12 protein-coding genes are annotated in these 16,989 nt (G+C 49.5%); all 12 read left to right on the top strand.

Annotated elements, in window-relative coordinates; all coding sequences use genetic code 11:
* Positions 1–118: 118 nt before the first annotated feature.
* Complete coding sequence (gene kamA, locus FB479_RS15290) at positions 119–1,483, top strand: lysine 2,3-aminomutase (protein WP_142065873.1); 1,365 nt, start codon at positions 119–121, stop codon at positions 1,481–1,483.
* Positions 1,484–1,751: 268 nt separating this feature from the next.
* On the top strand, positions 1,752–3,827 hold the full coding sequence (locus FB479_RS15295; RefSeq protein WP_106654805.1) for a (Fe-S)-binding protein: 2,076 nt from the start codon (positions 1,752–1,754) through the stop codon (positions 3,825–3,827).
* Positions 3,828–3,941: 114 nt separating this feature from the next.
* The gene (locus FB479_RS15300) at positions 3,942–4,481 is read left to right on the top strand and encodes a sigma-70 family RNA polymerase sigma factor (RefSeq protein ID WP_106654804.1); all 540 of its coding nucleotides are present in this window, start codon (positions 3,942–3,944) and stop codon (positions 4,479–4,481) included.
* Positions 4,478–5,590, top strand: a complete 1,113-nt coding sequence (locus tag FB479_RS15305) for a hypothetical protein (RefSeq protein ID WP_142065874.1) — start codon at positions 4,478–4,480, stop codon at positions 5,588–5,590. Before FB479_RS15300 ends, FB479_RS15305 begins: the two co-directional genes overlap by 4 nt.
* 167 nt (positions 5,591–5,757) lie before the next feature.
* Positions 5,758–6,936 (top strand): acetyl-CoA C-acetyltransferase, encoded by a 1,179-nt coding sequence (locus tag FB479_RS15310; RefSeq protein WP_142065875.1) that lies wholly within the window; start codon positions 5,758–5,760, stop codon positions 6,934–6,936.
* A 15-nt stretch (positions 6,937–6,951) separates the two neighbouring features.
* Positions 6,952–7,803: a 3-hydroxybutyryl-CoA dehydrogenase gene (locus FB479_RS15315; protein ID WP_142065876.1), complete on the top strand. Its 852-nt coding sequence runs from the start codon at positions 6,952–6,954 to the stop codon at positions 7,801–7,803.
* A gap of 31 nt (positions 7,804–7,834) precedes the next feature.
* Positions 7,835–8,980 carry an acyl-CoA dehydrogenase gene (locus tag FB479_RS15320; RefSeq protein ID WP_142065877.1) on the top strand — a complete coding sequence of 382 codons (1,146 nt, stop codon included), beginning with the start codon at positions 7,835–7,837 and terminating at the stop codon, positions 8,978–8,980.
* A 32-nt stretch (positions 8,981–9,012) separates the two neighbouring features.
* A complete protein-coding gene (locus FB479_RS15325; RefSeq protein WP_047069847.1) occupies positions 9,013–10,155 on the top strand; it encodes an acyl-CoA dehydrogenase in 1,143 nt (380 codons plus the stop codon).
* Positions 10,156–10,326: 171 nt separating this feature from the next.
* On the top strand, positions 10,327–10,959 hold the full coding sequence (locus FB479_RS15330; RefSeq protein ID WP_106654799.1) for a TetR/AcrR family transcriptional regulator: 633 nt from the start codon (positions 10,327–10,329) through the stop codon (positions 10,957–10,959).
* 120 nt (positions 10,960–11,079) lie between these two features.
* Positions 11,080–14,331 (top strand): fused isobutyryl-CoA mutase/GTPase IcmF, encoded by a 3,252-nt coding sequence (gene icmF, locus FB479_RS15335; RefSeq protein WP_142065878.1) that lies wholly within the window; start codon positions 11,080–11,082, stop codon positions 14,329–14,331.
* A 257-nt stretch (positions 14,332–14,588) separates the two neighbouring features.
* A complete protein-coding gene (gene rpoE / locus FB479_RS15340) occupies positions 14,589–15,149 on the top strand; it encodes a DNA-directed RNA polymerase subunit delta (RefSeq protein ID WP_106654797.1) in 561 nt (186 codons plus the stop codon).
* 206 nt (positions 15,150–15,355) lie between these two features.
* Positions 15,356–16,957, top strand: coding sequence for a CTP synthase (locus tag FB479_RS15345; protein WP_142065879.1), 1,602 nt, complete (start codon positions 15,356–15,358; stop codon positions 16,955–16,957).
* The last annotated feature ends 32 nt before the right edge of the window (positions 16,958–16,989 follow it).

A 16,989-nucleotide genomic window follows, 5' to 3' on the forward strand; every position in this document is an offset into this window, starting at 1 on the left:
CGCTCACAAAACGCTCTATTCCTTATTTTCTAAATCTTTTGATTTGTTGGCATGGCACTTGCATCTCTTGTTGGTTGAGTGAAACGAAGAGGTTCACCATAAGACGAGAGGAGACGGGATGCACATGACAGTAGCGACAAAACGCGATTGGCGTTCGATAGAACTTTGGAAGGATGTCACGGACGAGCAATGGAATGACTGGATGTGGCAGCTTACGCACACCATCAAGACGGTCGATGATTTGAAGCAGGTAATCAATCTGACACCGGAAGAGGAAGAGGGCGTACGTATTTCTACGCAAACGATTCCACTCAACATCACACCGTACTATGCTCATCTGATGGATCCAGACGATCCAAGCGATCCGGTTCGCATGCAGTCTGTACCTTTGTCCTCTGAGATGGTTCGTACCAAATACGACATGGAAGACCCACTCCACGAGGATACGGATTCTCCTGTACCTGGTCTGACGCATCGTTATCCAGATCGCGTGCTTTTCCTAGTGACGAACCAATGCTCCATGTATTGCCGTTACTGTACGCGCCGTCGCTTTTCCGGCCAGATCGGCATGGGCGTGCCAAAGAAACAGCTGGATGCCTGTATCGATTACATCCGCTCAAGACCAGAAGTCCGCGATGTACTGCTCTCCGGTGGAGACGGTCTGTTGATCAATGACCGCGTACTGGAGTACATCATCAGCAGCCTGCGCGACATCCCACATGTTGAAATTATTCGGATCGGTACGCGTGCACCTGTTGTATTCCCGCAGCGCATTACCGAAAACCTGTGCAACATCTTGAAAAAATACCATCCAGTTTGGCTCAATACACACTTTAACCATCCAAAAGAAATTACACCGGAAGCGAAGCTGGCTTGCGAAATGCTCGCCAATGCTGGTGTTCCGCTCGGCAACCAAGCAGTTATTTTAGCTGGCATTAACGATTGTGCGAATACGATGAAAAAGCTGGTGCAGGACCTGGTCAAAATCCGCGTTCGCCCGTATTACATTTATCAATGCGACCTGTCAGAGGGCATTGGACACTTCCGCGCGCCTGTCAGCAAAGGGATCGAAATCATTGAGCACCTGCGCGGCCATACTTCCGGCTATGCAGTGCCGACCTTTGTAGTAGACGCTCCACACGGCGGCGGTAAAATTCCAGTCAGCCCGAACTACATTATTTCGCAAGCGTCCGATAAAGTCGTCCTGCGTAATTTTGAAGGCGTTATCACGTCCTATCCAGAGCCGAAGCAATACCACGAGCATGATGAAGAAAACTGCGAATACTGTGTGGCTGCAAAAGGCAAAGCGGTTGGGATCGCAGCACTCATGCAAGACGAGGTGGACAATCTGGAGCCGACTGATCTGCCGCGCAACAAGCGCATCAAAGCAACCAAGGTCAAATCACTTGCAGATGTACGTTCGGAACAAAAGGCCAAGAAAGAACAGACTACTGTCGAGACAAAGGAAGCTTCAGGAAAATAAGCAGGATCAACAGCTACCCGTATGAAGGTAGCTGTTTCTTTTTTTCGTAAGAATATTTCCAACTCTTCGAAGAGGATGGATGATTCGCAACTTGTGTGATAAGATCGAGTTATACCCAATATGAGCGGTCGCTCAGTATCGTTTCATTTTTCGAAAAAAATAAACAGACTGACTGAATACTCATTCATTTATTTCCATGATTCTGATAAGATAGAAAAAACGATTTCCACGTGCAAAGACAAACTCGCAATAGAGGGGAGTAGAAAACATGCTGGCACTCATTAATTTGATCGCCTTTTTCCTGGTTCTCGCTTACGGGCTGTATTTAGCAGGACATGTCGTGTACAGCAGATACTTGTTTATCAAGCTGGGGAAAAAGCCGGATGTGAAAAATGACTTTGGGGCACGCATCAATCTGATGCTGGACAACGTCATTTTCCACAAGAAGCTGCTGAAGGACAAAAAGAGCGGCGTAATGCACGTCGTGATGTTTTACGGCTTTATCACCCTGCAATTCGGAGCCATTGAGCTGATTATCAAAGGGCTTTCGAAAGGCTACGAGCTTCCTTTTGGCAGCGCTCACAAATACTTCTCCGTCATGCAGGAGATCACCACGTTTCTCATTTTGGCTGCGGTCGGCTACGCTTACTATCGCCGCTACATCGAAAAGCTCAAGCGTCTGAAGCGCGGCTTCAAATCAGGGCTCGTCCTCTTGCTGATTTCCTCCCTGATGGCGACTGTATTGCTCTCGCTCGCTTTTGAACAAATTTGGCTCGGACATGAGCCATCGGCGTTCGCTCCGATCTCTTCTGTTTTCGCGATTGTCTTCTCTGCGATTGGGGTAGGTACAACGGGTGCAGCGGTAGGCTTTTACGTTTTCTGGTGGCTGCATCTGATTATCTTGCTCGGCTTTGCGGTGTATGTGCCGCAGTCCAAGCACGCGCATCTGCTGTTTGCGCCCGTCAATGTGTGGTTCAAGAAGCTGGACCCGCCAGGCAAGCTGACCAGCATCAATTTCGAGGACGAGACGCAGGAGGAATTCGGTGTCGGCAAAATCGAGGATTTTACACAAACGCAGCTCATTGACTTGTACGCTTGTGTAGAGTGCGGTCGCTGTACGAATATGTGCCCGGCCTCTGGAACGGGAAAAATGCTATCCCCGATGGATCTAATTACGAAAATGCGCGACCATTTGACGGAAAAAGGTGCTTCGGTAACGTCGCGTACGCCATGGATGCCGAGCTTCGCTTTTTCGCAGACGACTGCCAATCAGATTGCGTTCCAAGCATCTGAAGTAGCGGCCACTGCCGAAGGAGCAACCGCTGTCTATGAGAAAAGCTTGATCGGCGATGTCATTACCGAGCAGGAGCTGTGGGCTTGTACGACCTGTCGCAACTGTGAAGATCAATGTCCGGTAATGAACGAGCACGTAGATAAAATCATCGATATGCGCCGCTATCTGGTCATGACAGAAGGAAGCATGCCAGCAGAAGCGCAGCGTGCCTTGAACAATATCGAGCGTCAGGGCAACCCGTGGGGAATCAACCGCAAAGACCGGACGAAATGGATTGAAGGTCTGAATGGCGAGTACGAGGTGCCGACGGTCAAGCAGGTCGAGGAATTCGAGTACTTGTTCTGGGTAGGCTCGATGGGATCGTTTGACTTGCGTAGTCAAAAAATTTCGCAGGCATTTGTGAAGCTCATGCACGAAGCAGGCGTGAAGTTCGCCATTCTGGGCAATGAAGAAAAGAACTCTGGCGATACCGCTCGCCGCATTGGTAACGAGTTCTTGTTCCAGCAGCTCGCCCAAGAAAATATCGCTTTGTTTGAAGCGTATGAAGTCAAAAAAATCGTCACCTGCGACCCGCATGCGTTCAATACGTTTAAGAACGAATATCCGGAGTTTGGGTTGAAGGCAGAGGTGTACCACCACTCTGAGCTGTTGGCGGAGTGGGTGAAGGAAGGCAGATTGAAGCCAACCAAGGAAATCAAGGAACGCATCACCTACCACGATTCCTGCTATCTGGGCCGTTACAACGAAATTTACGACAAGCCACGCGTCATCCTCGAAGCCATTCCTGGCGTAGAGGTGGTCGAAATGAAGCGCAGCGGCTGCGACAGCATGTGCTGCGGAGCGGGCGGCGGCTTGATGTGGATGGAGGAGCATGAAGGCTCTCGTGTCAACGTCACACGTACGGAGCAAGCTCTGGAGGTCAACCCGACGGAAATCGCCAGTGCATGCCCATACTGCCTGACGATGATGAACGACGGAATCAAGACCAAAGAGCAGGAAGATCACGTCAAAACACGTGACGTCGCGGAAATTCTCGCAGACGCCATCTAGGTTCATACCATGCGCAAGTCTCGGTGCTGATCAAGCGGCGGGGCTTGCGCATTATTTTATTGCAAAAAACTGTAAGATAAAGGAGCCAGCTGAATCTAAAGGAGTGGGAAGGGAGTGAGGAAGCTGGAGCTTGCAGAGAAAAGCTTAACCAAAACAAAAGAAGCATTATTTGATGAGTTGATCCGGCACTATTTGAAAAAGGTGTTGCGCCTGGTGTATTTGATGGTCAAGGACCGCAGCCTTGCTGAGGATATTACGCAGGAAGTGTTCCTGTCAGCTTACAAAAACTTGGGGAAATTCCGCCAAGAGAGCTCGATGCAAACATGGGTGTACCGAATCGCCGTCAACGAAGCGAAAAAACACCTGCGCTCGTGGTCGTTCCGTCACCTGTTTTTCAAACCGGAAGTGGACATAGAGGTAGTCGAGGGAGCAGAGTCGGCCGTTTTGCAAAATGACCTTCGTGCCCGTTTTGCTCATCTCGTTATGAAGCTGCCGCATAGCTACCGTCAGCTGATCGTCCTGCACTACTATGAAGAATTGTCTGTAGAGGAGATTGCGGTCATTTTGGACATGACCGCCGGAGCGATTTATACGAAAATGCACCGGGCACGTCAAAAGCTCAAAGCGCTGCTGGAAAAGGAGGGGATCGAATGAACCTGGATAAATTGCTGGCGGAATTCAAGGAAACGGCTGACCGGACGCTGCTTGGCGGAATGGAAGATACCAATGGCTTGGAGGAGCGGATTCGCATGAATATTGAGAAGAAAGGCAAGAGAAGGTTTCGGATCACCTACTCCGTAAGCGCTACGCTTGTTGCCATTTTGCTTGTCATCGGGTTCACTCCTTATTGGCTGCAAAAGGAAAACGCGAGTACAAACACCATCAAGGGAACGACAGCTCAACCAAGTCCGAATCAAATCCTCGATCCAAAGGTGACTGCTCTTGATTTTGACGATGAGGAGATTATGAGAACGGTAGATGAGATCGTCGGTTTCTTGCGTGTTGGACTGACACAAGACCAAATGAAAGAGGCTATATCCGTCCCTTACACAGCCATGGACGATTATGGTGGAGGCGGGGATGATGGCGCAGAAGAGTACTGGGGCTATTCTATTTTCGCAAAAGAAGGATATCAGCGAAAAGACTGGGCGATGATCGAGGGAGAAGGTCTGTTAAAAAGAGACGTGGGCTTGGAGCTATTAGTGGGATGGAAGGATAAAAAGCTATATTGGTATTCCTTGAGCTATGTCCAAGGCAAAGACGTTTATCTTTTCAAATTGAACAGCAACGGAACTGTCCAAGAAGATATCGTGAATGTCAATCAAGATGGTACCGAGACACCTGCTCCTCCGTCTATATTCGATTTAAAGCCGGGGGAAGAAGATCGTTACTACAATTACATGTATGAAAAAAAGGATGAGCTATTGCGTGGGCTGTCTCCGATTGACATCGTGAAGCTTTATGTAAGAGCAGTGCAAGATGGGCAGCTCGAAATGCAGTACGCCTTGCGTATCGTGGATGAAGGCGTAGTGAAGCCGACGTTGGAGCAATATTTGGAAGAAGTGAAGAAAGATCCGGCTAGAGAACGAAGTATCTGGAGAGGCAGTAAAAAAATGATTGAGATGGGGAGCAAAATTTGGGTTGAATATAATGACGACGAAACCATTGTCTGGACTGAGTACAAGAATAAAAGCCACGAGACAACGGGATATATCATGCGGCAAGACGACCAGGGTATCTGGAAAATAAGATGGAGACCGTAGCAGCAGCAAGAACAGCCTGACTCTCACAAAAGTCAGGCTGTTCTTTTTTTCATTATTGATTGACTATTCGTACGGAAGACGGCAAAATAAAAGTATGCAAAGTGAACGAACGCTCGATCAATTTAGTTTTTGTTGATGTGAAACACCATCCGAATGGAGGTCATTCGATGAAAACAGTCATTGTAGGGGCAGCGCGTACCCCGTTTGGTAAGTTTGGCGGAGCTTTGAAAGCGCTATCGGCAGTAGAGCTCGGCTCCATTGTAATCAAGGAAGCGGTAGAGCGCGCTGGCATTTCCGGCGATCAGGTGGACGAAGTGATCATGGGCATGGTTTTGCAGGCAGGTGCGGGTCAGGTGCCATCTCGTCAGGCGGCACGCAAAGCTGGACTACCGTGGAATGTAGCGAGTGAGACGATCAACAAAGTATGTGCATCCGGGATGCGTGCAGTGACGATGGGGGACCAGATCATTCGCGCAGGGGACGGAGAAATCATCGTCGCGGGCGGCATGGAGAGCATGAGCAACGCACCGTATGCATTGCCGGATGCCAGATACGGAATGCGGATGGGAGATGCAACGGTTCGCGATCTCATGATGTACGACGGTCTCACTTGTCCGTTTGATCAAGTACCGATGGCTGTTCATGGCAGCAATGTGGCAGAAGAGAACGGGATTACGCGAGAAGAGCAGGATGCGTGGGCGCTACGCAGCCAGCAGAGAGCCGCACAAGCGATGGAAAAAGGACTTTTTGCTGACGAGCTTGTCTCGGTGTCCATCCCGCAAAGAAAAGGGGAGGCACTGCAAGTAAATGTCGATGAAGGGCCGCGCCCGGATACCTCCAAAGAAGGATTGGCGAAGCTGCCACCTGTGTACAAAAAGGACGGAACGATCACGGCAGGCAATGCACCGGGGATCAACGACGGAGCAGCAGCGATGGTACTGATGTCAGACGCGAAAGCACAAGAGCTGGGCATCAAGCCGCTCGCCACGATACTGGGACACGCTCAGGTTGGTGCAGAGGCTCCTTATATCGCGACAACTCCGGGACTTGCGATCAACAAGCTCTTGGAAAAGACGGGAGTTTCCCTATCTGAAATCGATTTGTTCGAGGTAAATGAAGCCTTCGCTGCTGTCATTTTGACCAGTGGCAAAATCGTCGGGTGGGACGAAGAGAAAGTGAATGTAAACGGGGGAGCGATTGCGCTCGGACACCCGATTGGTGCGAGTGGTGCTCGGATTATTATGCACCTCGCCTATGAATTGAAAAGACGAGGTGGCGGTTTGGGAGTCGCGGCAATTTGCAGTGGTGCCGCACAGGGTGACGCCATCTTGATTAAAGTAGAGTAAGGGAGGCCTTTTTGCATGAACGTACAAACCATTATGGTCATCGGGGCAGGACAGATGGGCAGCGGGATTGCCCAAGTAGCGGCGCAGGCTGGCTTTCGCGTTTTTTTGAACGACGTCCAGCAGGCGTTTGTGGAACGCGGCTTGGCTACGATTGCAAAAAACTTGTCGCGCAACGTGGAAAAAGGCAAGCTCAGCGAAGCGGAAAAGGAAGCGATTCTCGGGCGTTTGACACTGTCTACTGATCTGGTAGATGCGTCTGAAGCAGATTTTGTGGTAGAAGCGGTGACAGAAAACATGGCGGTCAAAACGCAAATCTTTTCCAAGCTGGACGAGGTATGTCCGCCGCATACGGTGCTCGCGAGCAATACATCCTCACTGCCGATTACCGAGATCGCGGCAGTTACGAAGCGGCCGGAAAAAGTAATCGGGATGCACTTCATGAACCCGGTTCCCGTGATGAAGCTGGTTGAGATCATCCGCGGCCTGCAAACAGCCGATGAGGTTTATCAGCTGACAGAAGATTTGTCCAAGCAAATGAGCAAGGTACCCGTGAGCGTAAACGATTTCCCAGGGTTTGTGTCCAATCGGGTACTGATGCCAATGCTGAATGAAGCGATTTATTGTGTGTACGAAGGAGTTGCAACACCGGAAGCGATCGATGAAGTCATGAAGCTGGGCATGAACCATCCGATGGGGCCGCTTCAGCTGGCTGATTTCATCGGGCTGGACACTTGCCTCTACATTATGGAGGTACTGCACGAAGGGTTCGGTGATTCGAAATACCGCCCATGCCCGTTGCTGCGCAAGTACGTCAAAGCAGGATGGTTAGGCAAAAAATCCGGTCGTGGTTTCTACGTGTATAGCTAACCGATGATTTTCGCAGAAAGGTAGGACGGACATGGATTTCCGATTGAACGAAGAGCAAGAGATGATGCGCCGCATGGTGCGAGACTTTGCCCAGAAAGAGATCGCACCTTTCGTCCCGGTGATGGAAGAGACGGACCAGTTCCCGCGTCAGATCCTCAAAAAGATGGGTGAGATGGGGCTCATGGGCATTCCGATCGCCGAAGAGTGGGGAGGAGCAGGAGCGGACTTTATTTCCTACATTTTGGCCATTCACGAGATTTCCAAGGTGAGTGCGACAGTAGGCGTCATTTTGTCCGTGCATACCTCTGTCGGGACGAATCCGATTCTCTACTTCGGTACCGAGGAGCAAAAACGCAAATACGTGACCAAGCTTGCGAGTGGGGAATACCTCGGGGCTTTTGCCTTGACCGAGCCGCATGCAGGTTCTGATGCGAGCAGTATTCGAACCACAGCCGTGAAAAAAGACGATGTGTACATCCTGAACGGAAACAAGGTGTTCATCACGAACGGCGGAGAAGCAGATACGTATATCGCGTTTGCCGTTACCGACTCGGCGAAAGGAACCAAGGGAATATCGGCCTTTATTGTAGACAAGGATACACCGGGCTTTACGGTTGGGAAAAAGGAAAAGAAGATGGGACTTCACGGTTCCTATACGACAGAGCTCGTATTCGACAATGCGCGTGTACCGGCTGCCAACCTGCTGGGGCAGGAAGGGGAAGGCTTCTGTATCGCGATGGCGAATTTGGATTCTGGTCGAATCGGGATTGCTGCCCAAGCCCTTGGCATTGCCGAGGCCGCAGTCCAGTACGCGACAGAGTACGCGCGGGAACGCAAACAGTTCGGACAATCGATTGGCAAGCAGCAAGCCATCGCCTTCAAGCTGGCTGACATGGCGACGAAAGCAGAAGTAGCCCGGTTGCTGGTATACCGAGCGGCGTGGCTGCGCAGTCAAGGAATTGCTTGTGGAATGGAAGCCTCGATGGCAAAGCGTTTTGCCACAGACTCCGCAATGGAGCTCGCGACAGAGGCCGTGCAAATCTTTGGCGGCTATGGCTACACGAGAGAATATCCGGTAGAGCGTCTATTCCGGGATGCGAAAGTAACCCAAATCTATGAGGGAACCAACGAAATTCAGCGAATCGTTATCGCCAAGCATTTGCTTGCTGATTCATAGACAAACGAAGAACACATGGGGGAGTGATTCATATGAATTTCCAACTGACCGAAGAACATGACATGATGCGCAAAATGATTCGCGACTTTGCAGAGAATCAAGTAGCTCCGACAGCAGCCGAGCGCGATGAAGAAGAGTGCTTTGATCGTTCCATTTTTGAGCAAATGGCTGAGCTTGGACTGACAGGAATTCCTTGGCCGGAACAATACGGCGGAGCAGGTGCAGATTACCTGAGCTACGTCATTGCAGTGGAAGAACTCTCCCGTGTGGATGCCTCTATTGGTGTGACACTGTCCGCACATGTTTCCTTGGCGAGCTGGCCGATTTACAAATTCGGGACAGAGGAGCAAAAGCAAAAGTTTTTGCGTCCATTAGCAGAAGGCAAGAAGATGGGTGCGTACTGTTTGACCGAGGCGGGATCTGGCTCCGATTCTGCTGGAATGCGCACGACAGCCGTACGCGATGGCGATCACTACATTTTAAATGGTACCAAAATCTTCATTACCAATGCGGGTGAAGCAGAAATCTACATCGTATTCGCGGTCACCCAACCAGAGTTGAAGCATAAAGGCATCACTGCTTTCATCGTTGAAAAAGGCATGGACGGATTCACGATGGGGAAAAAGGAGAAAAAGCTGGGTATCCGTTCCTCGCCAACACTTGCGGTCAATTTTGAAGATGTGCGCGTGCCGGTAGAGAATAGACTGGGCGAAGAAGGCCAAGGCTTCAAGATCGCGATGATGACGTTGGACGGTGGAAGAAACGGTATCGCCGCTCAAGCATTGGGAATTGCACAGGGTGCATACGAGCATGCGCGGAACTATGCCAAAGAACGCAATCAGTTCGGCAAACCAATCGCATCCTTGCAGGCAATCCAGTTCAAGCTGGCAGATATGGCTACCAAGATCGAGGCATCCCGTTTGCTCACTTACCAAGCAGCGTGGCTGGAAGATCAAGGTCTACCCTATGGCAAAGCATCTGCGATGTCCAAAGTATTTGCGGGGGATACAGCAATGGAAGTAACAACCGAGGCTGTTCAAGTTTTCGGCGGTTACGGCTATACGCGGGAGTATCCTGTGGAGCGCTTCATGCGTGATGCCAAAATTACACAAATCTATGAAGGAACAAATGAAATCCAACGTGTCGTGATCAGCAATTTCCTGCTAAAAGAGTAGGAAGCTGTCCCGTCTTCCAACACGATGAAACACATAGAAAAGAAAAGTTTGGCTTTGTGCTCTTACTCGCGTATAATGATCTCCGAATGATACAAAAGTAGAGTGTTTGCGCCTTCTTTTCTATGAGGCGTCTGACCAAACGCTCAGTCGGTTGGAAAGGTGGATTTTGGAGTGTCTGACAAGAGAAAAACGATACCATCCCTGGTAAAGGACCCAAAACTGATCGAGAGAAGACGAGAGCAGATTATTGAGGCTGCCGTTCATCTCTTCATTAATAAAGGTTTTCATAAAACGACGACAAGGGAGATTGCCCGGGCGTCTGGATTTAGTATTGGTACGTTGTACGAGTATATCGAGTCAAAAGAAGACGTGCTCTATCTTGTTTGTGATGCCATTCATGCGGAGATGGAGACGCGCTTGCGTGAAGCGATCAACTTCAACGGAACTGGCTTGAAAACATTAAAGATTGCACTAAAGAGCCTGATCCGCGTGATGGATCAGATGAGCGACCGCGTCTTGCTTATTTATCAGGAAGCCAAATCATTGCCAAAAGAAACACTTCGCTACGTGTTGGGGCGTGAAGAAGCCATTTCGCATATTTTCGTCGAAATCCTAGAAAAAGGGATTGCTGACGGTTCGCTGCGCATTGATGAAAAGAACGTCAAGCTGATGGCGGACAATATCATGGTGCTGGGCGAAATGTGGGTGTTCCGCCGCTGGGCATTGAAAAAACACTATACCATTGAGGAGTACACAGAGAAGCAAATTGCCCTGTTGCTTCGCGATATCAGTGTCTCCGATTAAGAAGAAAGTTTAAAAAGTCTGGGAAACATAGGGTGCCAAGCAAACCTCGCGTCTACTTCGCCTTGATCTGCTTGGCCCTGTTTTTCCGCTTTTTAAACTAATGAAAAGGAGAGTGGAACGATGGAAACGGAAGTGTATCGTCCGCAAAACAAGGTTCGCTTTGTGACCGCAGCCAGTCTGTATGATGGTCACGACGCTTCGATTAATATCATGCGCCGTATTTTACAATCGTCGGGAGTAGAGGTCATCCATCTCGGGCATAACCGCTCTGTTGACGACATTGTAACAGCCGCTGTCCAGGAGGATGTGCAAGGGATTGCCATCAGTTCCTACCAAGGCGGTCATGTGGAGTATTTCAAATACGTAATTGATCTATTACGCGAGCGGGGAGCAGAGCATATCCGTGTTTTTGGCGGCGGTGGCGGCGTTATCGTTCCACGCGAGATTCGGGAATTGGAAGAGTACGGAGTCTGTAAAATTTATTCGCCAGATGACGGCAGACGATTGGGCTTGCAGGGCATGATCAACGACATGATCAGACATAGCGATTTCCCGACCGTCAAGCAGCTGGAGGAAGAAGTAGCAGGCTTGCGCGAGCAAAACCATCAGGCGATTGCCCGGCTTATTTCCGTTGCAGAGTATGCAGTGGACCAGCCCGAATGGACAGAACCGCTCCGTGAAAGTTTAGTGGAAGCCGATTCAACCATTCCGGTATTAGGGATTACAGGTACGGGTGGCGCAGGAAAAAGCTCATTGACCGATGAGCTTGTTCGTCGATTTATTCGCACTTATCCCGAGAAGACGGTTGCGATCTTGTCTGTCGATCCATCCAAGCAAAAATCAGGTGGGGCGTTACTTGGTGACCGCATCCGCATGAATGCCAATTCGACACCGCGCGTTTATATGCGCAGTCTCGCCACCCGCAAATCGGGCATGGAGCTGTCTGTTGCATTAAAAGACGCGATTCAAGTAACACGTTCTGCCCATTTTGATCTGATTATTGTGGAAACGAGCGGGATTGGTCAGGGGGATGCGCAGGTCACGGAAGTGTGCGACGTCTCCATGTACGTCATGACCAGTGAATTCGGGGCACCATCCCAGCTGGAAAAGATTGATATGCTCGACTTTGCTGATGTGATCGCGATCAACAAATTTGAGCGCAAAGGCTCAGAAGACGCTCTTCGTGAGGTTCGCAAGCAATATCGACGCAATCACCAGCTTTTTGAGCTGCCGGATGAGAAGGTTCCTGTGTATGGTACGATTGCGAGCCAGTTTAACGATCCGGGAACGAATGTGTTGTTTGCTGCCCTGATGCATCGAATTGTAGAAAAGACTGGCGTTGACTGGTCTGTGGAGCATTTGGATACAACTCCCGTAAAGATTCATAAAACTTCGTTGATTCCGACAGAGAGAATCAATTATTTGCAAGACATTGCCAACACCGTCCGCCAATACCGTTCTTATGCCGAAGAGCAGTCGCTGATTGCACGCAAGCTGTTCCAGTTGCAGGGCGCGAAGGAGACGGTGCTTGCCTCGGGAGATTCTGCAGCTGCCGAGCTGGCAGCGGTACTCGATAAACAAATCGTTCTCTTCGAAGAAAAGCTGCATCCGGAGTGCCGACGTATTCTTGAAAATTGGCCAAAGCTCAAGGAAGCGTATCGGAAGGATCAATTTGTTACGAAAATTCGCGACAAGGAATTGGTTACCAAGCTTTTCAGCGTATCGTTGTCCGGTACACGCATTTCAAAAGTAGCCGTCCCAGATTACGAGGATTGGGGCGAAATTTTAAAGTGGTCGTTAAAAGAAAATGTCCCAGGTGAATTCCCGTATACCGCAGGAGTATTTCCGTTTAAACGGGAGGGAGAAGACCCCAAGCGACAATTTGCCGGAGAAGGTACTCCAGAGCGGACGAACAGACGCTTTCACTTCCTGTCTCAAAATGATGAAGCGAAGCGACTCAGTACGGCTTTTGACTCGGTTACGCTGTATGGTGAGGACCCAGACTACCGCCCGGACATTTACGGGAAAATCGGTACGAGTGGAGTTAGTATTTGCACCTTGGATGACATGAAAAAGCTGTACGCCGGCTTTGACCTTTGTGCACCTAGCACTTCTGTGTCCATGACGATCAACGGCCCTGCGCCGATGATTTTGGCCATGTTCATGAATACGGCGATTGAGCAGCAGATGGATGCTTTTGTCCAAAAAGAAGGGCGTCAGCCTACCGAGGACGAAGCCAAGCAAATCAGAGCGTACACGCTGTCGACTGTTCGTGGAACCGTTCAGGCGGATATTTTGAAAGAGGATCAGGGGCAAAACACGTGTATCTTCTCGACAGAATTTGCCTTGCGGATGATGGGGGATATCCAGCAGTATTTTATCGACCATAAAGTGCGGAACTATTATTCGGTGTCCATTTCCGGCTATCATATTGCGGAGGCAGGAGCGAATCCGATTACGCAGCTTGCATTTACGCTGTCTAACGGATTTACCTATGTCGAGTACTATTTAAGCCGCGGCATGAACATTGATGACTTTGCGCCGAACCTGTCCTTCTTCTTCTCCAATGGTCTCGATCCGGAATACACCGTGATTGGACGAGTGGCTCGTCGGATTTGGGCAACCGTGATGAAAAATCGTTATGGTGCAAATGACCGCAGTCAAAAGCTGAAGTACCACATCCAGACATCCGGCCGTTCCTTGCACGCGCAGGAGATGGATTTCAACGATATCAGAACGACCTTGCAGGCGTTGATTGCGATTTATGACAACTGTAATTCACTTCATACGAATGCGTTCGATGAAGCGATTACGACCCCGACAGAGAACTCTGTGCGACGGGCAATGGCGATTCAAATGATCATCAACAAGGAAATGGGACTCGCGAAAAACGAGAACCCGCTTCAAGGGGCATTCATCATCGATGAGCTGACAGATCTGGTAGAAGAGGCAGTTATGCAAGAGTTCGAGCGGATCAGTTCTCGCGGAGGCGTGCTGGGGGCGATGGAGACCCAATACCAGCGCGGCAAAATTCAAGACGAGTCCATGTATTACGAAATGAAAAAGCATACGGGTGAGCTGCCAATTATTGGGGTAAACACGTTTATCAATCCGAATGCGTCTGAGGACGATTACGAGATTGAATTGGCTCGCGCAACCGAAGAGGAAAAAGAACAGCAAATCATAAATCTCCGTGCATTCCAGGAGCGCCACAAGGATGTGTCTGCGGCTGCGCTGCGGCGCCTGCAGGAAGTGGCCATGGCGGGAGAGAATATCTTTGCCGAGCTGATGGAGACGGTAAAAGTAGCATCGCTTGGACAAATCAGTGCTGCCTTGTATGAAGTAGGCGGCCAATACCGCAGAAATATGTAAGACAAATCCCTCGGTAGCGATTGCCGAGGGATATCTTTGGTTTTGATGTCGATAAGAATTAGTCAACCCCTGTTTGAAAGCCTTGCATTTTCGTCTAAAATAAGGAATACTGTATGATAGCCTTCTTATGTTGTACGATGTACAATCGAAGAAATCGATATCATTTATGAATGACTTATACAAGCCTGCGTCCCCCGAACAGGGCCCCGGGTCAGTATTCAAATCAATCGTTTTCATATGGAAAGGACGTGCCCTGAGTGAGTCAATTGTTTGCTCATATTGATTCCGAGAAACTGAGTGAGATGGCGTTAGTTGACATTGCGTATGAAATTTTGCGTCAAACTAACCGCACTTACAACTTCCGCGAGCTGATGAATGAACTGGTTGCAGTGCGCAAGCTGACTGATGAACAACTCATGGCAATCATCGCGCAAGTATACACAGAAATTAACATTGATGGCCGTTTCGTGTGCCTCGGTGACAATGTATGGGGATTGAAACGCTGGTACCCAACCGACACCGTGGAAGAAACCCAAGAGGGTGGCGGAACGAAGAAGAAGAAAATCGTCTTGGACGACGACTTCGACGATTACGATTCCGAAGACGAAAGTGTCGAAGAATACGAGGACGACGATGTTGTCATTTTTGAGGACGAAGAGGAATTCGTCGACGAAGATTCAGATATCGAAGAAGAAGAAATCGATGGAGAAATCGACGAGGAAGAACTCGAAGACGAAGATGATGAGATGTTCGAAGAGGACGAAGAGCTTGCGGAAGAGGAATCTGACGAAGAGCTCGATGACGAAGACGAGAAATAGGTCCTTGACTTCGGCTTAAGGGACAGATAAAATACTCCTTGGGCTTCACATGAAGAAGGATCAAATATGGGAAACTATAAAACAAAAGTGCCCCTACCCCATTTCTTTACGGGATAGGACTCGCTTTTGTTTTTCTTTTTTTTTGGAGCCGTCTTCATTCGATTTTTATAACAACTTAAGGGTGAGGGAAAGAGGGGACGTTAACGATGACGAAGTATATTTTTGTGACAGGCGGGGTTGTATCCTCGTTGGGAAAAGGAATTACAGCGGCTTCTCTGGGCCGACTCTTGAAAAATAGGGGTCTGAAGGTAACCATCCAGAAGTGTGACCCATACATCAACGTTGACCCGGGAACGATGAGTCCGTATCAACACGGGGAAGTTTTCGTAACGGACGATGGTGCGGAAACAGACCTGGACTTGGGCCACTATGAGCGCTTTATCGATATCAACCTGAGCGCTAACTCCAATATGACGACTGGTAGAATTTACTCGACTGTCATCGCCAAAGAACGCCGTGGCGATTATTTGGGAGGAACCGTTCAAGTTATTCCTCACATCACGAACGAAATCAAAGATCGCATTTTCCGTGCAGGTCGCGAAACCGGGGCAGATGTTGTGATTACCGAGATCGGTGGAACTGTTGGGGATATCGAGAGCTTGCCATTCCTTGAATCCATCCGCCAGATCAAAAGTGACATCGGTCGTGAAAACGTCATGTACATTCACGTAACCCTGGTACCATATATCAAGGCAGCGGGTGAAATGAAAACCAAGCCTACGCAACACAGCGTGAAAGAACTGCGCAGCTTGGGTATTCAACCAAACGTGATCGTGACACGTACGGAGCAACCGATGACGCAAGAAATGAAAGACAAGCTGGCTCTGTTCTGTGATATCGATAAAAATGCGGTAGTGGAATGTGTAGACGCTGACAGCCTGTACGATGTACCACTGCAATTGCAAGCACAAGGATTGGACGATTATGTATGCCGCCACTTGGGTCTGACTTGCCAGGAAGCGGATATGACGGAGTGGAAATCGCTCGTATCGAAAATCAAAAACCTGTCCAAAACGACTACCATTGCAATCGTTGGTAAATATGTAGAATTGCATGATGCGTACTTGTCCGTAGCAGAAGCGCTGTACCATGGTGGCTATGCGAACGACTCCAAAGTAGAAATCAAATGGGTGCACGCGGAAGAAGTTACGCCAGAAAATGTTGGCGAACTGCTGGGTGATGTAAATGGTATCCTCGTACCGGGCGGCTTTGGCGATCGTGGTATCGAAGGTAAAATCATCGCTACGCGCTATGCTCGTGAAAATAAAGTACCATTCCTCGGAATTTGCCTGGGTATGCAAATCGCTGTGATCGAGTTCGCTCGCCACGTAGCGGGTATGGATGGCGCAAACAGCTCCGAAATCAACCCGAATACAGCGTATCCGGTGATTGACCTCTTGCCAGAGCAAAAGGATATCGAGGACAAGGGCGGTACCATGCGTCTTGGTCTCGGTCCAACCAAAGTGGAAGAAGGCACGCTGACTGAGGCTGCATACGGAAGCACCCTGGTTTATGAACGTCATCGTCATCGCTATGAAGTGAACAACGAATACCGTGATCAATTGGCGCAAATGGGCTTGCGTTTTGCGGGTACAACTCCAGATGGTCGTCTAGTTGAAATCGTGGAAGTTCCAGAACATCCATGGTATGTAGCGACACAGTTCCATCCAGAGTTCACATCTCGTCCGAACCGTCCACAGCCACTGTTCCGTGACTTCGTGAAGGCTTCCCTGAACCTGAAAAAATAACGTAGATCGATAAATAAAAAGACGCACCCGCG

Origin of the sequence: Brevibacillus sp. AG162 (assembly GCF_006715575.1) — a bacterium.
In the GTDB taxonomy this organism is placed as follows: Bacteria; Bacillota; Bacilli; order Brevibacillales; family Brevibacillaceae; genus Brevibacillus; species Brevibacillus brevis.